Source organism: Thermotoga petrophila RKU-1 (assembly GCF_000016785.1).
Lineage (GTDB): Bacteria > Thermotogota > Thermotogae > Thermotogales > Thermotogaceae > Thermotoga > Thermotoga petrophila.
The window spans coordinates 222070-244702 of the sequence record NC_009486.1 but is presented as its reverse complement, the minus strand read 5'-3'; the positions used below and the strand labels follow the sequence as shown (position 1 = coordinate 244702).

The 22633-nt window shown below is 46.3% G+C and carries 30 protein-coding genes; 20 read left to right on the top strand and 10 right to left on the bottom strand.

Annotation, left to right across the window (positions count from 1 at the left end):
- Window positions 1–6 precede the first annotated feature (6 nt).
- The 6 genes from TPET_RS01295 to fliY are packed head-to-tail and all read left to right on the top strand — an operon-like array spanning window position 7 to window position 4421.
- The gene (locus TPET_RS01295; RefSeq protein WP_011942928.1) at window positions 7–210 is read left to right on the top strand and encodes a flagellar FlbD family protein; all 204 of its coding nucleotides are present in this window, start codon (window positions 7–9) and stop codon (window positions 208–210) included.
- Window positions 211–214: 4 nt separating this feature from the next.
- Window positions 215–1003: a motility protein A gene (locus TPET_RS01290; protein ID WP_011942927.1), complete on the top strand. Its 789-nt coding sequence runs from the start codon at window positions 215–217 to the stop codon at window positions 1001–1003.
- Window positions 1003–1869 (top strand): OmpA/MotB family protein, encoded by an 867-nt coding sequence (locus tag TPET_RS01285; protein ID WP_011942926.1) that lies wholly within the window; start codon window positions 1003–1005, stop codon window positions 1867–1869. Before TPET_RS01290 ends, TPET_RS01285 begins: the two co-directional genes overlap by 1 nt.
- Window positions 1870–1878: 9 nt before the next feature.
- The gene (locus TPET_RS01280) at window positions 1879–2388 is read left to right on the top strand and encodes a flagellar basal body-associated FliL family protein (protein WP_011942925.1); all 510 of its coding nucleotides are present in this window, start codon (window positions 1879–1881) and stop codon (window positions 2386–2388) included.
- A gap of 9 nt (window positions 2389–2397) precedes the next feature.
- Window positions 2398–3384, top strand: a complete 987-nt coding sequence (gene fliM, locus TPET_RS01275; protein ID WP_011942924.1) for a flagellar motor switch protein FliM — start codon at window positions 2398–2400, stop codon at window positions 3382–3384.
- Entirely contained in the window at window positions 3381–4421 is a 1041-nt protein-coding gene (gene fliY, locus TPET_RS01270; RefSeq protein WP_011942923.1) for a flagellar motor switch phosphatase FliY, read from the top strand. Before fliM ends, fliY begins: the two co-directional genes overlap by 4 nt.
- Here fliY and TPET_RS01265 read toward each other — a convergent pair.
- Entirely contained in the window at window positions 4411–5151 is a 741-nt protein-coding gene (locus TPET_RS01265) for an MBL fold metallo-hydrolase (protein ID WP_011942922.1), read from the bottom strand. The two genes, fliY and TPET_RS01265, sit on opposite strands and share 11 nt — an antisense overlap.
- A gap of 62 nt (window positions 5152–5213) precedes the next feature.
- On the opposite strand from TPET_RS01265, the gene csaB reads away from it, so the two are divergent.
- Genes csaB through TPET_RS01250 form a run of 3 tightly spaced genes read left to right on the top strand, consistent with a single transcriptional unit; the run spans window position 5214 to window position 7245 of the window.
- Entirely contained in the window at window positions 5214–6164 is a 951-nt protein-coding gene (gene csaB, locus TPET_RS01260) for a polysaccharide pyruvyl transferase CsaB (protein ID WP_011942921.1), read from the top strand.
- Entirely contained in the window at window positions 6158–6775 is a 618-nt protein-coding gene (locus tag TPET_RS01255) for a site-2 protease family protein (RefSeq protein ID WP_011942920.1), read from the top strand. The genes csaB and TPET_RS01255 overlap by 7 nt, the downstream gene beginning before the upstream one ends.
- Window positions 6772–7245: a tartrate dehydratase subunit beta gene (locus TPET_RS01250; protein ID WP_011942919.1), complete on the top strand. Its 474-nt coding sequence runs from the start codon at window positions 6772–6774 to the stop codon at window positions 7243–7245. Before TPET_RS01255 ends, TPET_RS01250 begins: the two co-directional genes overlap by 4 nt.
- Here TPET_RS01250 and TPET_RS01245 read toward each other — a convergent pair.
- Window positions 7242–7811, bottom strand: a complete 570-nt coding sequence (locus TPET_RS01245) for a transglycosylase SLT domain-containing protein (RefSeq protein ID WP_148186681.1) — start codon at window positions 7809–7811, stop codon at window positions 7242–7244. The genes TPET_RS01250 and TPET_RS01245 overlap by 4 nt on opposite strands.
- An 88-nt stretch (window positions 7812–7899) precedes the next feature.
- Between TPET_RS01245 and dnaX the strand changes: the two genes are divergently transcribed.
- Genes dnaX through clpP form a run of 11 tightly spaced genes read left to right on the top strand, consistent with a single transcriptional unit; the run spans window position 7900 to window position 16541 of the window.
- Window positions 7900–9336, top strand: a complete 1437-nt coding sequence (gene dnaX, locus TPET_RS01240; RefSeq protein WP_011942917.1) for a DNA polymerase III subunit gamma/tau — start codon at window positions 7900–7902, stop codon at window positions 9334–9336.
- Between the two features lies 1 nt (window position 9337).
- Window positions 9338–9694, top strand: coding sequence for a YbaB/EbfC family nucleoid-associated protein (locus TPET_RS01235; RefSeq protein ID WP_011942916.1), 357 nt, complete (start codon window positions 9338–9340; stop codon window positions 9692–9694).
- Window positions 9695–9710: 16 nt separating this feature from the next.
- Window positions 9711–10712 (top strand): type I glyceraldehyde-3-phosphate dehydrogenase, encoded by a 1002-nt coding sequence (gene gap / locus TPET_RS01230; protein ID WP_011942915.1) that lies wholly within the window; start codon window positions 9711–9713, stop codon window positions 10710–10712.
- Window positions 10713–10764: 52 nt separating this feature from the next.
- Window positions 10765–11964 (top strand): phosphoglycerate kinase, encoded by a 1200-nt coding sequence (locus TPET_RS01225; protein ID WP_011942914.1) that lies wholly within the window; start codon window positions 10765–10767, stop codon window positions 11962–11964.
- A gap of 32 nt (window positions 11965–11996) precedes the next feature.
- Window positions 11997–12728, top strand: a complete 732-nt coding sequence (gene tpiA / locus TPET_RS01220; protein ID WP_011942913.1) for a triose-phosphate isomerase — start codon at window positions 11997–11999, stop codon at window positions 12726–12728.
- Between the two features lie 45 nt (window positions 12729–12773).
- Window positions 12774–13223, top strand: coding sequence for a GatB/YqeY domain-containing protein (locus TPET_RS01215; RefSeq protein WP_011942912.1), 450 nt, complete (start codon window positions 12774–12776; stop codon window positions 13221–13223).
- Complete coding sequence (locus tag TPET_RS01210) at window positions 13220–13870, top strand: tRNA1(Val) (adenine(37)-N6)-methyltransferase (RefSeq protein ID WP_011942911.1); 651 nt, start codon at window positions 13220–13222, stop codon at window positions 13868–13870. Before TPET_RS01215 ends, TPET_RS01210 begins: the two co-directional genes overlap by 4 nt.
- Entirely contained in the window at window positions 13867–14376 is a 510-nt protein-coding gene (locus TPET_RS01205) for a holo-[acyl-carrier-protein] synthase (RefSeq protein WP_011942910.1), read from the top strand. Before TPET_RS01210 ends, TPET_RS01205 begins: the two co-directional genes overlap by 4 nt.
- Window positions 14377–14381: 5 nt before the next feature.
- A complete protein-coding gene (locus tag TPET_RS01200; RefSeq protein WP_011942909.1) occupies window positions 14382–14654 on the top strand; it encodes a flagellar protein FliT in 273 nt (90 codons plus the stop codon).
- Window positions 14655–14680: 26 nt separating this feature from the next.
- On the top strand, window positions 14681–15958 hold the full coding sequence (gene tig / locus TPET_RS01195; RefSeq protein ID WP_011942908.1) for a trigger factor: 1278 nt from the start codon (window positions 14681–14683) through the stop codon (window positions 15956–15958).
- The gene (gene clpP, locus TPET_RS01190) at window positions 15930–16541 is read left to right on the top strand and encodes an ATP-dependent Clp endopeptidase proteolytic subunit ClpP (RefSeq protein WP_004081059.1); all 612 of its coding nucleotides are present in this window, start codon (window positions 15930–15932) and stop codon (window positions 16539–16541) included. Before tig ends, clpP begins: the two co-directional genes overlap by 29 nt.
- A gap of 17 nt (window positions 16542–16558) precedes the next feature.
- Here the strand turns inward: clpP and TPET_RS01185 are convergent, their stop codons facing one another.
- From TPET_RS01185 to TPET_RS01150, 8 genes are read right to left on the bottom strand one after another with little or no spacing between them, the layout of a single operon-like run.
- Entirely contained in the window at window positions 16559–17212 is a 654-nt protein-coding gene (locus TPET_RS01185; RefSeq protein WP_011942907.1) for a lipid-binding SYLF domain-containing protein, read from the bottom strand.
- Window positions 17213–17224: 12 nt separating this feature from the next.
- Window positions 17225–17491, bottom strand: coding sequence for a flagellar biosynthesis protein FliQ (gene fliQ, locus TPET_RS01180; RefSeq protein WP_004081052.1), 267 nt, complete (start codon window positions 17489–17491; stop codon window positions 17225–17227).
- A gap of 6 nt (window positions 17492–17497) precedes the next feature.
- Entirely contained in the window at window positions 17498–18247 is a 750-nt protein-coding gene (gene fliP, locus TPET_RS01175) for a flagellar type III secretion system pore protein FliP (protein WP_011942906.1), read from the bottom strand.
- Window positions 18244–18537, bottom strand: a complete 294-nt coding sequence (locus TPET_RS01170) for a FliO/MopB family protein (RefSeq protein WP_004081050.1) — start codon at window positions 18535–18537, stop codon at window positions 18244–18246. Before TPET_RS01170 ends, fliP begins: the two co-directional genes overlap by 4 nt.
- A gap of 6 nt (window positions 18538–18543) precedes the next feature.
- Window positions 18544–18906 carry a chemotaxis protein CheY gene (gene cheY / locus TPET_RS01165; protein WP_004081049.1) on the bottom strand — a complete coding sequence of 121 codons (363 nt, stop codon included), beginning with the start codon at window positions 18904–18906 and terminating at the stop codon, window positions 18544–18546.
- 3 nt (window positions 18907–18909) lie between these two features.
- On the bottom strand, window positions 18910–19365 hold the full coding sequence (gene cheW, locus TPET_RS01160; protein WP_010865187.1) for a chemotaxis protein CheW: 456 nt from the start codon (window positions 19363–19365) through the stop codon (window positions 18910–18912).
- Between the two features lie 5 nt (window positions 19366–19370).
- A complete protein-coding gene (gene cheA / locus TPET_RS01155) occupies window positions 19371–21386 on the bottom strand; it encodes a chemotaxis protein CheA (RefSeq protein ID WP_011942905.1) in 2016 nt (671 codons plus the stop codon).
- Window positions 21383–22609, bottom strand: coding sequence for a competence/damage-inducible protein A (locus tag TPET_RS01150; protein ID WP_011942904.1), 1227 nt, complete (start codon window positions 22607–22609; stop codon window positions 21383–21385). The genes cheA and TPET_RS01150 overlap by 4 nt, the downstream gene beginning before the upstream one ends.
- Between the last annotated feature and the right edge of the window lie 24 nt (window positions 22610–22633).

The following is a 22633-nucleotide window of genomic DNA, read 5'->3' as shown; positions in this document are numbered from 1 at the left end:
TGAAAGATGATCAGGTTGACCAGAATAGATGGTAGATGGTTTTTCCTGAACGCCGATTTGATAGAAACCGTAGAAGCACTGCCCGACACAACGATCACCCTCATAAACGGTAAAAAATACATCGTGAAGGAATCCGCAGAGGAGGTTGTTCAAAAGGTGATAGAATACAAGAGAAAGATCTTCAACTGGTGGAAAAACCAGGGTAGGTGATCCTATGGACCTTGCAACCCTGATGGGTCTTGTTCTTGTGATAGCGGCTCTTTTCATAGGAATCCTGACGGGTGGAGGAGACTTCGCAGCGTTCATAAACATACCTTCACTGTTCATAACCGTTGTTGGTTCTATCGCAGCAACCATGGTGGCTCATCCGAAGGACAAAGCCTTCAAGATCGTGAACATCATGCTTTCAACTCTGAAAGAGCCAAAGCTCGATCACGTTTCTCTGATTCAAACGATGGTTTCTTTTTCTGAAAAAGCACGAAGGGAAGGTTTGCTTTCTCTGGAGGAGAATCTGGAGAGTATAGAAGATCCATTCATGAAAAAGGCACTCCAGCTTGTGGTTGACGGAACAGATCCAGATCTTCTGAGGAACATGATGGAAACGGAAATGGAACTCTTCGAGGAGGAACTCGACGGAGAAAGGGCGGTTCTGGAATCCGCAGGGGCGTACGCTCCTGCGTTCGGTATGATTGGAACGCTGATCGGACTCATTCAAATGCTCAAATCCTTGAACAATCCAGAAACACTGGGACCTTCTATGGCGGTTGCTTTGATAACGACACTTTACGGTGCAGTTCTGGCCAACGGTGTCTTTCTTCCCATGGCTGAAAAGATCAAAAAGAGAAGAGATATTCTGGTTTTGGAAAAAAGAATGATACTGGAGGCTGTTCTTTCTATCCAGGCAGGAGAGAACCCGAGGATCCTCGAGGAAAAACTCAAATCGTTCCTCCCTGAGAAAGAAAGACAGGCTTACGAGGCTGCTTCTCAGGAGGCAACCGCGTGATGGCGAAAAAAAGAAAAGAGGAACAGAAAAGCAGTCCTCAATGGATGACGACCTATTCGGATATGGTGACGCTGCTCCTCACGTTCTTTGTGGCTCTGATCTCGATGTCCACCATCAGTCCCGGAAAGTTCCAGCAGGTGGCGGTAGGGCTCAGAATCGCGTTGAGTGGGAACCCGCCGAGCGTCCTCATGGGAGGAAAAAGCATAAACGAAGAACCCTTGATCACATCAAAAAGAGGAATATATCAAGAACTCATGAGATTGTCCGAAGAATATAAGGGAAAGATCACAGTTGAAGAGAGAGACGAAGGAACACTGATCGTGTTGAAAGACATGGTGTTTTTTGAGACGGGAAGCGCCAAGCTCACAGTGGAAGCCAAAGAACTCCTGGCCAAAGTGGGACAGATAGTCATAGAACACACCACGAACGTGCTCGAGATCTACGGTTATGCGGACGACAGATTGCCTCTTCCAAATTCAATATATGTCTCCAACTGGCATCTTTCGAGCGCCAGAGCAGCGAGTGTGGTGAATTTCTTTCTCACCGAGTTGAGAGAGAAGAGAATGATCGAAAGGGCTGCAGACATAAAGCTTGGACGTTTCAACATCGATCTTTTCTACAATCCTGACAGATTCTACCCAATAGGGCTTGGAGACAGGGAGATAAAGAAAAAGATCCAGGATCTTGAAAACCAGATCAACGTCGAGAAAACACTTATCAATGAAAGGTTCAGAAACGGGGAAATTTCTCGATCGGAATACGAATCGGAACTGAAAAAATTGGAAGAAAAATATCAGCAGGAATTGGATAGATTGAGAAGAGAATTCAGGAGAATAGATATCCTCATAAAACGAGAGAAACTGTGAGGTGAAAGAATGGCAGAAGAAGAAAGAAGAGAAGAAGAACAACCAAAACGTCGAATGGGTGCGTCTTTGATCACGAGCATTGTTGTTCCGCTTGTGGTTTCCGTGGCAGTGTATTTTTTGCTGCCCATGTTCCTTGGTTCGAATCAAGGCAAGCAGGGTGAAAACGTACCTTCGACCCCCGTCAGGATAAAGGCGGTTCTCATTCAGCGGGGGGAAAACCAGACCTTCCTTCTCAAAGGAGGAAGGGACGTAGTCGTGATAGATTCTCTTTCTTTCAGTGTGGGAAGCGATGCCTGCAGGGCGGCTGTAGCTGAGAAGAATGACGAGATCATGGATGCGCTCATGATGATCTTTCTCAGCAAAGATAAGAGTGAACTGAGCACCGTTCCGGGGCTAGAACTGTTGAAGCGTCAAATAAGAGATGCGGTGAACACGATCACTGGATTCGTTGGTGATAAGGAGAAATACGGGGTTCTGGATGTGTACCTGTACATCAAAGCGTTCGCAACCACCGAGTGAGGTGGTAACATGTCGGATGTTCTCAGCCAGGAAGAAATAAACCAGTTGATCGAGGCACTGATGAAGGGTGAGTTGAAGGAAGAGGACCTCCTGAAGGAAGAAGAGGAGAAAAAGGTTAAGCCTTACGATTTCAAGAGGCCGAGCAAGTTTTCCAAAGAACAACTTCGAACCTTTCAGATGATACACGAAAACTTTGGGAGGGCTCTTTCTACGTATCTCTCAGGAAGGCTGAGAACTTTTGTGGATGTCGAAATCAGCATAGATCAGCTTACTTATGAGGAATTCATAAGATCCGTGATGATACCATCGTTCATAGTTATCTTCACCGGAGATATTTTTGAGGGAAGCGCCATCTTCGAAATGAGACTGGATCTCTTTTATACCATGCTCGACATCATAATGGGGGGGCCCGGCGATAACCCTCCAAACAGACCTCCCACGGAGATAGAAACCTCCATAATGAGAAAAGAAGTGACCAACATGTTAACCCTTCTTGCTCAGGCCTGGAGTGATTTTCAGTACTTCATTCCTTCGATAGAGAATGTGGAAACGAATCCTCAATTCGTTCAGATTGTACCTCCCAACGAGATCGTTCTTCTTGTAACCGCCTCCGTTTCCTGGGGCGAATTCACAAGCTTTATCAACGTGTGCTGGCCGTTTTCACTTCTTGAACCTTTGCTCGAAAAACTTTCGGATCGCTTCTGGATGATGGGAAGAAAACCCGAAAGAGTCGAAGAGCGAATGGAAGAACTCAAAAAAGTTTCTCAAAAGGTACCTGTGACTGTCCAAGCGGTGATAGGAGAAACTGAGTTGAGATTGAAAGAAATCCTGGATCTGGAAGTGGGAGACGTCATAAGGCTCGGCACTCACTACAAGGATGAAATAAGAATAGACGTTGAGGGGAGACCCAAGTTCAGGGGAATTCCCGGAGTGTTCAAGGGAAAGTATGCGGTGAAGGTGACCGGTGAATTCACCAACGGAGGTGAATACGAATGACGGAAAAAGAATTCCTTTCTCAGGAAGAGATAGACAAGCTTCTTGGCGGTTCTGATACTGGTGGTGTTCTCACTCTTGAAGAAAAAGACATGATAGGTGAGATAGGAAACATCGCGATGGGAAGCGCTGCCACGACGCTCTCGATGATTCTCGGAAGGGATATTCACATCACCGTTCCAACTGTTCGGGAAGAAAAGATGAAGAACGTCAAGAGTGACTTCAGTGGTGAGCAGGTAGTGGTGAGTGTGGAATACATAGAGGGGCTGGAAGGATTGAATGTCCTTGTCCTAAATAAAAAACTCGTAGCGGTGATAGCTGACCTCATGATGGGGGGAAGTGGAGAGGTAGAAACCGAGGAACTGGACGAGATCAAACTCAGTGCGGTTGGAGAAGCGATGAATCAGATGATGGGAAGCGCTGCAACGTCGCTTTCTGAACTTCTGGGAATAACCATCAATATCTCTCCGCCAAAGGTGGAGATATTGAATTTCGATGATCCAAGCACTCAGTTTCCACCGGTGACCGACAATCCAGAAAAAGATGTCGCCGTCGTCGAATTCGAAATAGAGATAGAGGGACTTCCGAAGTCGAAGTTCTACCAGGTGATAAGCGCCGATCTGGTGAAGAAGATGTACGAGTATTTCACGAAAAAACAATCCGAAGCTAAAGGCAGTGAGAAAAAAGAAGAAAAGAAAGAGGAGAAAAAGGTGAAGGTCGAACCGGTAGAATTCGCCGAGTTGAAACCTTCTGAAACCAGAAAAACCGAAGTACCGAGTGACAAGCTGGAACTGCTTCTCGATATTCCTCTCAGAGTCACAGTGGAACTTGGAAGAACGCGAATGACCCTGAAACGAGTTCTGGAAATGATCCCCGGCTCCATAATAGAGCTGGACAAACTCACGGGAGAACCTGTGGATATCCTCGTGAACGGAAAGCTCATCGCCCGCGGAGAAGTTGTCGTGATAGATGAGAACTTTGGGGTGAGGATAACAGAGATCGTGAGTCCAAAAGAGAGGCTCGAACTTCTCAACGAATGATGTTTTCCAGCCCCCAGCTCAGAAGCTCCGGGTGTTCCCTGTTGATGAAATTCGGGTCTTCCAGGAGTTCTGAGTGTTTCACACTGCCTTCTCTGAAGCGCAGGACTTTTGAGATGTAGTCTTTCATGTTTCTGACATCTTCGATGGTGCCCACTTTTCCGTGACCCGGTACGAAGTAATCTGCCCGTATTTTTTCGATTTCGCTGAGCGCTTCTATCCATTCGAAGAGGTCACTGTCCGTGACTATTTCGGCGTGGATGCCGGTTGTCAGAAGGTCCCCGCAGATGACGATTTTTTCGTTCTTCAAAACGAAGATCGAAGAATCCGGGGTGTGTCCTCCCAGGTGAACCGCTTCCACCACGATGTCTCCAAATCTGTAATTTTCTCTTTCGGAGAAGGTCTCATCTGGAAACTTCAAAGAAACCTCCACTCCGATCTTTCTTATGTACTCTTCATCCATTTCTTCCAGGGCTTTTCTGGTGAGACTGTGAGATATGATTCTGTCAAAAACCTCGTTTCCGAAAGTGTGGTCGGGATGGTAATGCGTGTTGAAGACAACGACGATTTCTTTGCCCAGAATTTCTGTGGTGAATTCTTTGATCTTCCTTGCCTTTTCAGGAAAAAGTGTTGAATCGAAGAGTACACAGAATTTCTTTCCACAGACAAGCACACTGTTCGCCGACGTTCCTGTTCCTATCACGAACACTCTGTCGGAAAGATTCGTGATCATCTTTTCACCTCGTGTAGTATAATTCTCCAAGAGTATTCTTCTACACAATGAGGTGATTTTCCTTGGCAACGGCCTTTCTCTGGGGATACTACGGCTTTGACAACTTCGGGGATGAATTGATGTTCAAGGCGTGTGTGAATCTTCTGAAAGAGCTGGGATTCGGGACCATATACACACCCCTGCCGAAGGGGAAAAAATCCATGGGGATCACCTCTGTCGATAGATATTCGCTCAAGATACTCTCTCTTTTGAAGAAATCTCAAGTTTCCATAGCGGGTGGAGGGGGATTGTTTCAGGACGTTACCAGTTTCCGGAGTCTTCTCTACTATTACTCTCTTTCAAAAGCTTCACTTCTCATGAACAAACCTCTCATATTCTTTGGAAACAGCGTGGGACCGTTGAGAAGAAGGCTTTCAAAAAAGCTTGTGTGGGACGTTTTCAAAGATAAAAGAACCGTTTTCATAGCGCGTGATCCCGCTTCTTACAGGTACGTCAGAATGGTTGGCGGAAATGCAATGCTCGGAACAGATCCGGCCATAATCCACCTTATGGAGTCCGATATGGAAAGAAATACCGAAAAGAAAGCGGTGTTTTTCCTGAAATCTCCGATGGATGTGTCGTATATATTGAAGAGCCTCAAGGATCAGGGAATCAACGACTTTGTCATATCAACGGCTTTTCCAGGGGATCACTCCTATCTTCCACCTCTCAGAAATGGAGAGAACTTGCTCGAAGAGATAGTGAGTTCGTCCATTGTGATAACGGAGAGGTTCCACCCGGCGCTTGTGGCAGCGTATTTCGAAGTACCGTTCATTATCGTCGATTGTCAAAAAGCGAGAAGATTTTTCACAAGATACACAAAAGAGGATCATTTCTTTTCAAAGAGAGATCCTCTGGAAATCTCTTTGAAGGTTCCCGTTGTGTTGAAGAAAGAATTGAAGCTGAAAGAGAAAATGAAAAACGACGCTATCGAGATGAAGGAGATGCTGAAAGGAGTCCTGAAAGGATGGTGAACATGAGGATAATCGTTCCCACACTGAGCAACATACTCACAGGGTTTCTCGCAGTGCTCATAGTCGCTACTCCCAGAGAGTACATCAAAGGCTTTGTAGCCTACAAACTCGGTGATACCACACCGAAACAGGCCGGAAGGCTTTCTCTGAACCCCTTTGTTCATCTCGATCCACTGGGAACGATCTCTTTCATCCTCTTCGAGTTCGGGTGGACGAGATCCGTGCCCATTCGCTATTGGAAGCTCAAAAACAAAAAGAAGGATCTTTTGAAAATCTCGCTGCTCGGTCCTGCCGTTAGCTTCATCCTTTTCTTTCTTTGTGGATTGATCGCCTCGCATCTTCCCGAGGAGGATTTCTGGTGGTTTCTCATGGTGAAGGCCGCAAAGTACAACCTCACGTACGCGCTCTTTTCTCTTTTTCCCATACCCCCTCTCGATGGAAGCAAGATTCTCGCTTCTCTTCTTCCCGACAAGTATATGGAGTGGCTGGTAAAATACGAGGTGTACGGGGTTCTCTTCATGATCGCTCTGCTCGTGCTCTGGATAATACCACTCGTTATGAATCCCTTTGTGAGGTTCATCGATGGTTTTGTCTGGATGATCGTGAGGTGATTCTTTTGATAGTACTCAGATATCCCGTGTCTCTGAACGTCATAAGAAAGTTGAAGACAGGAGATGTTGTCTACTACACGGGAAAGATCGTTGTTATGGACAGAAGCGTTGTGGACGTCCTTGAAAAATACGAAAGATACGAAGGAACAAAGCTCTACGATCTGACGGGAGAAATAGCGGTATTGGGAACGTTCAGGAAGAACAAGCTTCAGTTTCAAGAGATGAGTGAAGAGCTCCTGGAAAAACTCTTTCTCTTGGGAGTGAACGGCGTGATTCTGGAGAAAGTGCATCCTTTTTCTGCAACGAAGAGGTTTTCCAGGGTGGTGTTCGAGCCCCTCGAAGAAGTCATGGGAACGAGGAGGGTGATTTATAAAACTCCGGACAACAAGAAACTCGAGGAACTGGAAGTGGAAAAGCTGATTCTCCGTGTGGTACAGGACTCTTCCGGCAAGGTCTACTCGAAGGTTTAGATCCCCAGTTCTTTCTTGAACTCTTCGTACGTTTCCAGTATCTTTCGTGCGTAGGACTTTCTGCTGTTTCCACCGTTGTAGTACTCGAGTGCCAATCTCAAACTGTTGAACTTGTCGAAGAGGTACTTCAAATAGTGGGCTCCGTACTTTATGTTCAACCGGTAGTTCCACACGAGTTCTGTCCAGCCTGACTCTGGGATTTCCAGACCGTACAGGTTCGCCACCATCTCCGCCGTCTCTTTCTTTATCTGCATCATACCGAGTTCTCCGTACAACCCCACAACATTTCTGAAGTCACTTTCCACATCTATGACGGATATTATGAGAATAGGATCGAAATTCGTTTCTTTTGCCACGTTGTTTATCGTTTTCCACAGATCTTCGAGGAATTCTTCATCGCTTTTCAGTTTGTAGGAGGCTCTTCTTGATCTGACCAGTTCTTTGAACCATTCCTTCACCGCGATGGAGTTGATCTCGCGAAAGGAAATATTATCTTCCGGAGGAACGGTGCTCAGAAAAACAGGGACCACCACGAGCACCAAGATCAAGATAGTTATTTTTTTCACGATTTTCCTCCTCTGTTCAATCATTCTTAATGTCTCCTCTGGTATAATAAAAGCTGGATGCAATTCGATTATAACACGGGGGGATTCTGTGGAAGTTCTTTACAGGAAGTACAGACCAAAGACTTTTTCTGAGGTTGTCAATCAGGATCATGTGAAGAAGGCAATAATCGGTGCTATTCAGAAGAACAGCGTGGCCCACGGATACATATTCGCCGGTCCGAGGGGAACGGGGAAGACTACTCTTGCCAGAATTCTCGCAAAATCACTGAACTGTGAAAACAGAAAGGGAGTTGAACCCTGCAACTCCTGCAGAGCCTGCAGAGAGATAGACGAGGGAACTTTCATGGACGTGATAGAACTCGACGCGGCTTCCAACAGAGGAATAGACGAGATCAGAAGAATCAGAGACGCCGTTGGATACAGGCCGATGGAAGGCAAATACAAAGTTTATATAATAGACGAAGTTCACATGCTCACGAAAGAAGCCTTCAACGCGCTCCTCAAAACACTCGAAGAACCTCCCTCCCACGTCGTGTTCGTGCTGGCAACGACAAACCTTGAGAAGGTTCCTCCCACGATCATCTCGAGATGTCAGGTTTTCGAGTTCAGAAACATTCCCGACGAGCTCATCGAAAAGAGGCTCCAGGAAGTTGCGGAGGCTGAAGGAATAGAGATAGACAGGGAAGCCCTGAGTTTCATCGCAAAAAGGGCCTCTGGAGGATTGAGAGACGCGCTCACCATGCTCGAACAGGTGTGGAAGTTCTCGGAAGGAAAGATAGATCTCGAGACGGTACACAGAGCGCTCGGGTTGATACCGATACAGGTTGTTCGCGATTACGTGAATGCTATCTTTTCTGGTGATGTGAAAAGGGTCTTCACCGTTCTCGACGACGTCTATTACAGCGGGAAGGACTACGAGGTGCTCATTCAGGAAGCGGTCGAGGATCTGGTCGAAGACCTGGAAAGAGAGAGAGGGGTTTACCAGGTTTCAGCGAACGATATAGTTCAGGTTTCGAGACAACTTCTGAATCTTCTGAGAGAGATAAAGTTCGCCGAAGAAAAACGACTCGTCTGTAAAGTGGGTTCGGCTTACATAGCGACGAGGTTCTCCACCGCAAACGTTCAGGAAAACGATGTCAGAGAAAAAAACGATAATTCAAATGTACAGCAGAAAGAAGAGAAGAAAGAAATGGTGAAGGCAAAAGAAGAAAAACAGGAAGGCAGCGAGTTCGAGAAACGTTTCAAAGAACTCATGGAAGAACTGAAAGAAAAGGGTGATCTTTCAATTTTCGTCGCCCTCAGTCTCTCAGAGGTAGAGTTTGACGGGAAAAAGGTGATTATTTCTTTTGATTCATCGAAAGCTATGCATTACGAGTTGATGAAGAAAAAGCTGCCTGAGCTGGAAAACATCTTTTCCAGAAAACTCGGGAAAAAGGTAGAAGTTGAACTTCGACTGATGGGAAAGGAAGAAACAATAGAGAAGGTTTCTCAGAAAATCCTGAGATTGTTTGAACAGGAGGGATAATTTGAAAAAGATCAAAAGCTTCGGAGGAAAGAACCTGGGTGGGGGAAAGCAGGAAAAGCTTTTGAAGGACTTCGCCAAAATGCAGGAGGAGCTCCAGAAAAAAATCCAGGAACTCGAAGAGAGCTTTTCGCAGATAGAGGTCGAGGCTTCCGTTGGTGGAGGAGCCGTCAGAATCGTTGCAACCTGTGATAGGAGAGTCAAGGATATAGAAATAGACGAGGATCTGAAAGAAGACTTCGATACGTTGAAGGATCTTCTGATAGCGGGAATGAACGAAGTCATGGAAAAGATCGAGAAACGCCGTGAAGAGGAGATGAGCAAAATAACTCAGCAATTTGGAATACCAGGATTGATGTGAGAAGGAGGGAAAGAGCATGGCAAGAGTGGCTATTAACGGTTTCGGTAGGATAGGAAGGATTGTCTACAGGATCATCTACGAAAGAAAGAACCCCGATATCGAAGTAGTGGCCATCAACGATTTGACAGACACCAAGACCCTCGCATACCTTCTGAAGTACGACTCCGTTCACAAGAAGTTCCCCGGTAAAGTCGAGTACACCGAGAACTCTCTGATCATCGACGGAAAAGAGATCAAGGTCTTCGCGGAACCCGATCCTTCGAAACTTCCCTGGAAAGACCTCGGTGTTGACTTCGTGATCGAATCCACCGGTGTCTTCAGAAACAGAGAAAAGGCAGAACTTCACCTGCAGGCTGGAGCGAAGAAAGTCATCATCACAGCGCCCGCTAAGGGAGAAGACATCACCGTTGTTATCGGTTGTAACGAAGATCAGCTGAAACCCGAACACACCATCATCTCCTGTGCGTCCTGTACAACCAATTCCATCGCCCCCATCGTGAAGGTGCTCCATGAGAAGTTCGGAATCGTCAGCGGAATGCTCACGACCGTTCACTCTTACACGAACGACCAGAGAGTGCTCGATCTGCCTCACAAAGATCTGAGAAGGGCAAGAGCAGCTGCGGTGAACATCATCCCGACAACCACGGGTGCCGCAAAAGCAGTTGCACTCGTTGTTCCTGAAGTGAAGGGTAAACTCGATGGTCTCGCTCTCAGAGTCCCAACTCCCGACGGATCCATCACCGATCTCACAGTACTGGTCGAAAGAGAAACCACGATTGAAGAAGTCAACGCCGTCATGAAAGAAGCCACAGAAGGAAGGCTCAAGGGAATCATCGGATACAACGATGAACCCATTGTGAGCAGCGACATCATCGGAACGACGTTTTCTGGTATCTTCGATGCCACACTCACCAACGTTATCGGTGGAAAACTCGTGAAAGTGGCTTCCTGGTACGACAACGAGTACGGATACAGCAACAGAGTTGTCGATACACTCGAACTGCTCCTCAAGATGTGAAGAACGGGCGGGTTTCCCCGCCCTTCTCAGACTCAAAAGAGGGGGTGCGAACATGGAAAAAATGACCATAAAGGACGTTGATCTGAAAGGCAAAAGAGTCATAATGAGAGTGGACTTCAATGTTCCAGTGAAGGATGGAGTCGTTCAGGACGACACGAGAATAAGAGCCGCCCTTCCAACGATAAAGTACGCTCTCGAACAGGGTGCAAAGGTGATACTCCTGTCCCATCTTGGAAGGCCCAAGGGAGAACCTTCGCCGGAGTTCAGCCTCGCACCTGTCGCCAAGAGGCTCTCCGAGCTTCTTGGAAAAGAAGTGAAGTTTGTCCCCGCAGTTGTCGGTGACGAGGTGAAAAAGGCCGTTGAAGAGCTCAAAGAGGGAGAAGTTCTCCTCCTTGAAAACACCAGATTTCATCCGGGAGAGACCAAGAACGATCCTGAACTTGCAAAGTTCTGGGCTAGCCTCGCCGATATCCACGTGAACGATGCCTTTGGAACAGCGCACAGGGCGCACGCTTCCAACGTTGGGATTGCGCAGTTCATTCCCAGCGTAGCGGGATTCCTTATGGAAAAAGAGATAAAGTTCCTTTCCAAAGTGACTTACAATCCAGAAAAACCGTACGTTGTGGTTCTTGGAGGGGCAAAGGTATCTGACAAGATCGGTGTCATCACGAACCTCATGGAAAAAGCCGACAGAATTCTCATAGGTGGAGCCATGATGTTCACCTTCCTGAAGGCTCTTGGCAAAGAGGTTGGATCGTCCAGGGTTGAAGAAGACAAGATCGACCTTGCAAAGGAACTCCTCGAAAAAGCGAAAGAAAAAGGTGTTGAGATCGTTCTTCCCGTCGATACTGTCATTGCTCAGAAGATAGAGCCCGGTGTGGAAAAGAAGGTTGTCAGAATCGACGACGGAATACCCGAAGGATGGATGGGACTCGACATCGGACCTGAGACAGTAGAACTCTTCAAGCAGAAGCTCTCCGATGCCAAAACCGTTGTCTGGAACGGGCCTATGGGAGTCTTTGAAATCGACGATTTCGCTGAGGGTACAAAGCAGGTCGCACTTGCAATTGCGGCGCTCACGGAAAAGGGAGCGATCACCGTTGTGGGTGGAGGAGACAGCGCAGCGGCGGTGAACAAGTTCGGTCTGGAAGACAGATTCTCCCACGTTTCAACGGGTGGAGGGGCTTCTCTCGAATTCCTTGAAGGAAAAGAACTTCCTGGCATTGCCAGCATCGCGGATAAAAAAAAATAACACGTAAGCTGATCCTCGCTGGAAACTGGAAGATGCACAAAACGATCGCGGAAGCGAAGAAGTTTGTGTCGCTGCTCGTGAACGAGCTCCACGATGTGAGAGAGTTTGAAATAGTGGTCTGTCCTCCGTTCACAGCTCTATCTGAAGTGGGGGAAATACTCTCTGGTAGAAACATCAAATTGGGAGCTCAGAACGTTTTCTACGAAGATCAGGGAGCTTTCACTGGAGAGATTTCTCCTCTCATGTTGAAAGAGATCGGCGTTGAGTACGTTATCATCGGGCATTCCGAGAGAAGGCACATCTTCAAAGAAGACGACGAACTCATAAACAGAAAAGTGAAAGCGGTGCTTGAAAAAGGTATGACTCCTATTCTCTGCGTTGGGGAAACACTCGAGGAAAGAGAGAAAGGACTCACTTTCTGTGTTGTGGAAAAACAGGTGAGAGAAGGTTTCTATGGTCTCAGCAAAGAAGAAGCACGGAAAGTGGTAATAGCTTACGAGCCGGTTTGGGCAATTGGAACGGGAAGAGTGGCGACACCACAGCAAGCTCAGGAGGCACACGCGTTCATAAGAAAGCTGCTCTCGGAGATGTACGATGAAGAAACAGCTGAAGCGGTGAGGATTCTCTACGGTGGAAGCATAAAACCGGACAATTTCCTCGGTCTCATCGTTCAGAAGGATATAGATGGTGGTCTCGTTGGAGGAGCGAGTCTCAAAGAGTCTTTCATAGAGCTTGCACGAATAATGAGAGGTGTGATTTCCTGAGGCCCCGCCCCGCGGGGTCTCGATTTTTGGGAGGAGGTATTCAACATGTCTCTGAAGGAGAAACTAATGTCGGATCTGAAAGAGGCTATGAAAAACAAAGACACGATAAAGATGAATACCCTTCGCATGATACTCACAACCCTGAGGAATCTGGAAGTGGAAAAGATGAAGGAAGCCACGGATGAAGAAGTAATGGAAGCGTTGATGAGAGAAGCCAAGAAGAGAAGAGAGGCAATAGAGGAGTACGAAAAACACGGAAGAGAAGAACTCGCAGAGAAGGAAAGGAAAGAACTGGAAATAATAGAGTCGTACCTTCCGAAGCAGCTTTCGGAGGACGAGATAAGAAAGATCATCATGGAAGCGATAAACGAGGTGGGTGCTTCTTCTCCAAAGGATCTGGGAAAGGTTATGAAAGTAGTGATGCCAAGGATGAAGGGAAGAGCGGACGGGAAACTTGTGAACAAGATGGTCAGAGAGATCCTGGAATCGTTATGAAGTTCGACCCCGATATCATCAGATGTGTCGAGATAGTGGACGCGGGTCCTCAGCAAAGACCAACCCACGCCTCATCGCTTCTCGTATGGTATGCGAAACCATCCAAGGACGTCAGAAACGTTCTGGAACTTGGTAGCGGTGTGGGAACGGTGAGTTTTGCCCTTGCAAAGCTCTACAACGTGCAAGTGGTTGGAGTGGAAAAAGAAAAGGAATTGTACGAGAAGGCTCTCGAAGGTATCTCGTTGAACAAACTTGAGGGAAAGGTCTCTTTTGTGAATTCCTCGGTGGAAGAACTTCCCTTTCCATGGGAATCTTTCGATATGGTCGTTTCGAATCCCCCTCATCACACAAAAGTTAAAAGCCCCAACCACTTGAGAGCCTCCACCCGGAGCATTGAAAAGAGAGACATAGAAAAGTTTGTACAGGCAACGTTTCGTTTTTTGAAGAACGGGGGAACAGCCGTTTACGTTCTTTCGCCGGAGAACCTTGTGGAGTGGCTGGAAATGTTTTTGTCTTTCAGATTGGAGCCCAAGAGAATGTGTTTTGTCCATGGTAAAATTGAGAAGGCTGCAACCCTCGTTCTTTTAAGATTGAGGAAAAACGGAAAAAGGGGATTGATTGTAGATCCTCCGGTGGTCCTTTCATGATAATTGGTGTGGGTGTTGACATTCTGGAGATAGATAGAGTACCAGAAAAATTCGCAGAAAGGATCCTCGGTAAAGCGGAAAAGAGACTGTTCTTGGCGAGAAATCGAAGGAAAGAGTTCATCGCTGGAAGGTTCGCTCTAAAAGAGGCTTTTTTCAAGGCTCTGGGAACGGGCTTGAATGGACACAGTTTCACGGATGTGGAATTTCTGGAAAGCGGTGGAAGACCGGTTGTATGTGTTCATAAGGATTTTGGTTTTTTCAACTACGTTCATGTTTCACTTTCTCACGATAGATTCGTTGTGGCTCTTGTTGTTCTTGAAAAAAGAAAAGGTGATATCATTGTAGAAGGTGACGAAGACTTTTTGAAGGAAAGGTTCGAAATCCTTGGAAGGTCAACCGAGGGGTGGGAGATAGAAACTTCTCTCCCGCCGTTTGCTTTGAAAAAACTTCTGGAAAACTCAAATTGCAGGCTTGTGAGGTATGGTAACATCCTCATCGGAGAGTGAGAGAAATGGACATCGATGAAATAGAAAGAAAAATAGACGAAGCGATTGAAAGGGAAGACTATGAAACGCTTCGTTCTCTTCTGGATAAAAGGAAAGAGTTGATGGAAAGTCTCCCAAAGGACAAACTGTCTGAGATCCTTGAAAGAGACAGAAAAAGATTGGAAATCATCGAAAAGAGAAAAACAGTGCTTTTCCAGGAGATCAATGTTATCAGGGAAGCCAGATCGTCTCTTCAAAAGAACATATGGACCAGAGGAGATACCTTAGGGAGAGGATAAAAACACGACAGGAGGGATGAACAGTAATGGAAGTGAAGGAGCTTGAAAGAGACAAAAACCGAGTTGTGCTGGAGTACGTTTTTGGAGCAGAAGAGATCGCGCAGGCCGAGGACAAAGCGGTCAGGTACTTGAACCAGAGAGTGGAGATTCCAGGATTCAGAAAAGGACGAATCCCAAAGAATGTCCTGAAGATGAAGCTCGGTGAAGAATTTCAGGAGTACACGCTCGACTTTCTCATGGACCTCATACCAGACACGCTCAAAGACAGAAAGCTCATTTTGTCTCCTATAGTGACCGAAAGAGAACTGAAGGACGTCACTGCCAGAGTGGTGGTGGAGGTTCATGAAGAACCGGAAGTGAGAATAGGTGACATTTCGAAGATAGAAGTGGAAAAAGTGGACGAGGAAAAGGTCCTGGAAAAATACGTGGAAAGGAGAATAGAGGATCTCAGAGAAAGTCACGCTCTCCTCGAGCCCAAAGAAGGACCCGCTGAAGCGGGAGATCTCGTGAGAGTGAACATGGAAGTGTACAACGAGGAGGAAAAAAAACTCACCTCTCGTGAATACGAATACGTGATAAGTGAGGACGAAGACAGACCCTTTGTGAAAGACCTCGTGGGAAAGAAGAAAGGCGACGTTGTGGAAATTGAGAGGGAGTACGAGGGAAAGAAGTACACATACAAGCTCGAAGTGGAAGAAGTGTACAAACGCACCCTTCCAGAGATCGGTGATGAACTTGCAAAGTCAGTGAACAACGAATTCGAAACACTGGAACAGCTGAAAGAATCTCTGAAGAAAGAGGGAAAAGAGATCTACGATGTGGAAATGAAAGAGAGCATGAGAGAGCAACTTCTTGAGAAACTCCCTGAAATTGTGGAGATCGAGATATCTGATAGGACTCTGGAGATACTCGTTAACGAAGCGATCAACAGGTTGAAGAGAGAAGGAAGGTACGAACAGATCGTGAGTTCGTATGAGAGCGAGGAGAAATTCAGAGAAGAACTGAAGGAGAGAATTCTGGATGACATAAAGAGAGACAGAGTGATAGAGGTTCTCGCACAGGAGAAGGGGATCAGCGTGAACGATGAGGAACTCGAGAAAGAAGCGGAGGAACTCGCTCCTTTCTGGGGAATCTCTCCTGATCGTGCTAAGAGCCTTGTCAAAGCACGGCAGGACCTCAGAGAAGAATTGAGATGGGCTATTCTGAAAAGAAAAGTGCTCGATCTGTTACTTCAGGAAGTCAAGGTGAAAGTGGTTGAACCAAAAGGAGAGGGTGATGACAGTGAAGGAAAAGAAGATAATTGATCAATACGTTCCCATAGTCGTTGAGTCTACGGGAAGGTACGAGAGAGCCTACGACATCTTCTCGAGGCTCCTAAAGGACAGAATAGTTTTCCTCGGATCCCCCATAGACGACTATGTTGCAAACCTGGTCATAGCTCAACTTCTGTTTCTTGAGGCGGAGGATCCGGATAAAGACGTCTACCTCTACATAAACTCCCCCGGAGGTTCTGTGACGGCGGGACTCGCTATCTACGATACGATGCAGTACATAAAGTGTGATGTCTCAACCATATGTGTAGGACAGGCGGCTTCCATGGCGGCTGTGCTCCTCGCAGCCGGTGCAAAGGGAAAAAGGTACGCGCTTCCGAACGCTCGAATAATGATACACCAGCCGCTCGGTGGTGCTGAGGGACCTGCCAAGGATGTGGAGATCATCACGAGAGAGCTTCTGAGAATAAAAGATCTTCTCAACAGAATTCTGAGTAAACACACGGGACAGCCGATTGAAAAGATAGAAAAAGACACAGACAGAGATTTCTTCATGAGTGCAGAAGAAGCGAAAGAGTACGGGATAGTCGATAAAGTCGTCAGCACAAGAGAGTAAGGGCACCGGAAGGTGCCCTATTCTTCTGTCAATTTTTCGTTCAGAAGGTTTACGATCTTTTCTGCCCTTCCCGAGACTTCTCTTCTCAGTATTTCTTCAGGTTCGATTCTGTACACGTTGTAGTACTCCCTTGTGAGATCTAAGTCGACGTCTATCTTTGCCCCTTCTAAGGAAAAACCCGCGTAGAACCCACGTGCTATTGAATACGAATAGACGGAAGCGTCAAGATTGTAATCGGCGCTGAGTCTTCTTCCAAGGGGTCCCGCCGCGACGCTCAGTGATCCTCCCAGGGTGATGTTTCCTTCGGCGAAGGCATCGACATTTTCCATGATGACGGCTATGAGAGAAACTGATTGAAATCCTATCTGCGGACCGAAGCTCAATCCGTACATTTTCACAAACAGAGGGCCGTACCAGGTGTTCGTCTCTGGGTCTCTTTTCAAAAGCACTCCCTGGCCGTACTGTCCCCCCAGTACCCAGCCGAGTTTCAGGTATTTGGGCACGATGAATATGCCCCTGGCCCTCTCGAGAAGTGAGAGAAACGCACCACTATCAGGTTGATCGAGAAACTCTTTCAGCGCGAGGAAAGATTCATCGATTATATCAAGCGCACTTGCGAAAGAAAACAGCGAAGATGTGAGGATCGTTAAAGCAACGAGGAATCGTTTCACCTCATCACCTCCTCAGATCATCTGGAAGTACTTCTGAAGCATTTCACTGAAGAAGTCGAGGATTTTCTGCGCCATCCAGCCGCTCAGAAACAGGATCGTGAGAAACAGCACAATTATTCTTGGAGCGAACATCAGCGTCTGCTCATGGATTTGAGTGACGGCCTGAAAGATGCTGATCACAAGCCCCACGATGAGACTCACAACGAGGGGTGGTACGATGATCTCCAGCAGAAGACTTATTCCGCTTTTCATTATATCCAGAAAGACCTCAATGGTCACGGCAAATCACCTCGCAAAACTCTTTATCAGCCCTTCTACAAGCAGATCCCAGCCGTTTGCCATGACGAAAATGAGAATTTTGAACGGCAGAGAAACGAAAACCGGAGGTATCATGATCATTCCCATCGCTAACAGTATGCTGGCCACTATCATGTCTATCACTATGAAAGGCACGTAAAGAACAACTCCCATTTTGAAGGCAACTTCCAGTTCTCCCAGAACAAAGGCTGGTATCAGAACGGCATTCGGTGCTTCTTCGATTTTTGCGATTTCAATGCCGGAGTTTTTCGCGAGCATGAAAACGTTATCCTCGTTGTGGTGATTCTTCAGTTCGTTGATCATGAACTCTCTTATACGGGTGTTTACCCGTTGAAACATCTCCTGATAGCCTATTTCTTTGTTCAAATACGGCGTTATGGCATTGTTGTAGATATCGTTCCAGACGGGCTGCATGATGAGAAATGTGAGAAAAAGGGCAAGACCTATCATAACCTGGTTAGGAGGAGTTTGACGCGTTCCAAGAGCGTTTCTGAAGAGTGAAAAGACAACGATTATGCGTGTGAATGAGGTGAAGAGAACGAGGATGGAGGGTGCAAGTGCCAGAACGGTGAGTACGAGAAGGATCTCGAGAGTAACGACGAGGTCCTCTGGTTCTTCGGCAGGTCTTACACCTATGGATATCGAAGGAAAAGGTATTTCCTGAGAAAAATACAAAAGGGGAAGAAAGATCAAAAGAATCAGAAGAAGCTTTCTCATTTAATTTTTCTCCCCAGCTTTTTGAAGAACATACTGGAAAAAGATTTTTCTTCGTAGTCCTCCAGTTTCTTTATGACGGTGGCACCGGAATCTGTTACCAAAATGACGAGATATTCATCGATTACCCTGACAATGGCAATGAAAGTTTTCCTATCCAGGTAGTGTCTCTCCAGAACGGAAATGCTGGATCCCTTTTGAATGAAGGTTCCCCGCTTCACAAAATAGTAAACCAGAAGAAGAAAGAAGAGAACTATTCCGAAAGCCAGAAGAAACTGCAGAATCCCACTCATGGGATTTCACTTCGAAACCTTGTTGAGAGCCTCTACCACCCTGGAAGGCTGGAAGGGTTTCACAATGAAGTCTTTCGCTCCAGCTTTTATAGCTTCTATGACCATTGCCTGCTGTCCCATGGCACTGCAGACGATGATCTTTGCGTTGGGGTCGATCTTCATGATCTCTTTGATCGCATCGATACCGTTCATCTCCGGCATGGTGATGTCCATCGTGACGATGTCCGGTTTGAGTTCCTTGTATTTTTCAACGGCTTCACGACCGTTTGTTGCTTCCCCTGCAACTTCGTATCCCGCTTTTGTGATGATATCTTTCAACATCATCCTCATGAACGCTGCATCATCGACTATCAAAACTCTCTTTCCCATCTTTTACACACCCTCCTTAACGGTTATTTCTTCGATTATCTTGTCGATATCCAGATAGATGATGAGCCTTCCGTCGGTTTTTACAAGACCCTTTGATTTTTTACCGAATTTATCGGACACATTTGTCAAATCGAGCTGATTCTCGGTTATTCTCAGGACTCCCAGGACTCTATCAACAAGAAATCCCACTTCTACATCCTTCGTTCTGGCGACAATTATACTCTTCATCTTTTGCTCGTCGAATGAAATACCCAGAATCTTCGCAAGGTTCACCACAGGAATGATTCTTCCTCTTAGATTGATCACACCCTCTACGAAGTGTCTTGATTTTGGCACAGGTGTTATATCGGATTTCTCAATCACCATTTCTATGTTGTCGACATCAAAAGCCAGTGCCTGTTCATCTATTTCGAAAGATAGAACTTCGAACTCTTTCAAAGCATCCGCCAATGTTTTCACCCCCGTTATACAATGCCGGAGACGTTGATTATCAGCGCTATACTACCATCACCGAGGATAGCTGCTCCGCTGAATTCCTTCACCTCAGAGAACACCTTTCCAAGAGATTTTATCACGATATCGTCTTGACCGAGAAGTTCATCCACAACAATACCGTATTTTCTGTTTCCTACCCTCACAATAACCGCTTCCATCTCCTTCAGTTCCTTTGTGTGCTCTATTTGAAGCACTTCCCACAGGCGGTAAACAGGGACTACTTCTCCTCTTATAACGATCACATCTCTGTCCTGGATTCTCTGGATATCTTTCTTCGAAATACTGAGTATCGTGTCTATGTTCGCTATCGGAATCGCGTAGACGAGATTGTTGACTTTGACGAGGAGCGCCTGAATGATGGCCAGAGTGAGCGGTAATCTTATCGTGACTTTTGTTCCTTTGTCTTTCTCGCTTTCTATGCTTATACTTCCATTCAGAGATTCCACAACATTCTTTACAACGTCCATTCCCACTCCTCTTCCGGACACTTCTGAGACTTTCTCTTTTGTGGAGAATCCCGGGACGAACAAGAAGTTCAGAATCTCCTGATCAGAAAGGGTAGCGGCCTTTGATTCATCTATGAGTCCCTTTTCTATGGCTTTTCTGATGATCTTTTCTTTGTCTATACCCCTTCCGTCGTCTTCGACTTCTATTACCACGTTGTTTCCCTCGTGACGTGCCGAAAGAATGAGAGTTCCAACAGGGGGTTTTCCTTTGGCTATTCGCTCTTCCTTGGGCTCTATACCGTGGTCGATGGCGTTTCTCAAGAGATGGAGCAGCGGTTCGCCTATCTCTTCAACGAACGTTCTGTCGAGCTCTGTGTCTTCTCCTCTCATGATGAAATTCACTTCTTTGTTCATCTTCTTGGCGAGGTCTCTCACCATTCGAGGGAATCTGTTGAAAACGAAGGAGATGGGAACCATTCTGATCTTCATCACGACGTTTTGAAGGTCCAAGGTGATTCTGCTGAGCTGAGACAGACTCTCATCCAGTTCTTTTATGTTGTATTTCTTGAGGGTTTCCAGTATTCTGCTTCTTGCGATGACCAGTTCTCCCATCAAGTCCATCAAATTGTCCAGTTTCTCTATATCTACCCTGACTGTTTGCGAAATAACCTTTTTTCTTTCAATCTTTTCCTCAGCTTTTTCAGTTTTCTCTTCTTTCTCGGTTCTTTTTTCAGCCTTCGATTCTTCGACGACAGCGGTTACTTCTTTGATTATTACCTTCTCTATGTCGGCGATGCTCGACAGAGCTTCAGAAAGTTTCTCCAGATCTACAGGAGAGATGACGAAGAGTTCCACTTCGTTTTCGAATTTCTCTTCTTCTATCTCTTCAACCGAAGGAACCGTTCTTACAACTTCACACTTCAGTTCTTCAAGCTTGTGGAAAACGAGGTAAATCCTGGCGGATTTCAGTTGTGTTCCTTCTTTGAGAATTACTTTAATATAGAACGTTTTGAAGCCCTTGTTTCTCGCTTCCTGAAGAACGTGGACGACTTCTTCAGGAAGAACCATGGCTTCTTCATTGCTTGTTGATTCTCCTTTGTGTTCTTCCTCACCCTTTGTTTCCGTTTCACTTTCAATCTCTGAGGCTTCCTTTTTTCCCGATGAAACAAAGCTTTTTATGGTGTCCGAAAACACATCTATGTTTTCTCCGATGTCGTCACTTCCCTCGGAGACGATCTTATCAACCATTCTGGTTATCATGTCGACCCCCGCGAAAATCTTGTCGAGGAGATCAGAAGTTATCTTTATCTCGCCGTTTCTGGCTTTATCGAGGATGTTTTCTAAGGTATGGCAGAGCTTCGCCATACTGGAAAACCCCATTGTACCTGCCATTCCCTTTAGGGTATGAAGATCCCTGAACGCTTCGTTTATGAGCTCCATATCCTCGGGGTTTTTCTCCAGTTCGAGGAGGGTATCGTTCAGATTCTGAAGGTATTCTTTTGTCTCATCGACAAACACTCCGAGATATTCTTCCATCATACTTTTTCACGCCCCTTCAAGTATTTTCTGAGGTTTTCCAGGGCCATCATGGCGGATCTGGTTCTTATCGTGTTACGATCGCCTGTAAAATTATACCTCATAGTGATGTGTTCATGTTCGAAGATATCTATGAAAACCGTCCCCACAGGTTTCTCCGGAGTACCACCTGATGGGCCCGCTATTCCGGAGATGGAGACACAGATATCCGCTCCGGTGAGTTTTTTAAGACCCTCCGTCATCTCCTGCACACATTCTTTGCTCACTGCACCGTGTTTTCTGAGAGTGTCTTCTCTAACACCGAGGATGTGTTTTTTCAGATCGTTGCTGTACGCCACCACACCACCGGCAAAAACCTCTGAGGCCCCAGGGACGTTCACCACCAAAGATGAGAGCATGCCACCCGTGCAGGATTCTGCAACGGCGAGCGTTTTTTTCCTGTCTTTCAGGAGTCTAACCACGACTTCTTCCATCTTTTCGTCGTTTACACCGTAGAGGTGTTCGCCAGTCTTATCGAGAATCTTTTTCACCATCTCGTCCAGATATTCTTTGTTCTTCATATGGGTGGTCAATCTGAGTCGTACTCCTTCTACATGATCGGCCATGGTGGCTACTTCCACTATGTTCTGGGAGTAAAGAATATCTTTCAAAAGATCTTCGAGAACGGCTTCGGGAATGCTGTAGTATTTCAAAACAACCTGATACAGGGCATCTGGAGTTCTCAATCGATCTTTCAGTGCGTTGAACATGGGGATCAGCTCTCTGGGAGGTCCCGGCAGGAGAATCACGATTTTCCCATCCACAGTGAGGAGTTGTCCTGGAGCACTTCCCACAGGGTTGTCCAGAACTTCGGCACCGTCTATTACTAAAGCCTGTCTTTCAATGTTCTGCGGTATTTCAGAATGGTATTTTTTTATCTTCTCTTTTATCTTCGAGAGGAGTTCTTCATTGAGTTTGAGACTCCTGTTCAGCACTTTTGCGACTGCATCCCGGGTGAGATCGTCCTGTGTGGGGCCGAGTCCTCCTGTGAGGATGAGTAGATCGACCTTGAGAAGGAGGGTTTTCACTTCTTCTGAGATGGAGATCAAATCATCTCCTACCGTTGATACCTTGACAACTCTATATCCCAGATTCTTCAATTCCTGGCAGAGAAACTGTGCGTTTTTGTTGAGTATCAAACCTTCCAGCAGTTCACTTCCGATAGTGATGATCGCTGCTTTCTTCATACGATCCCTCCTCAGTGATATGAT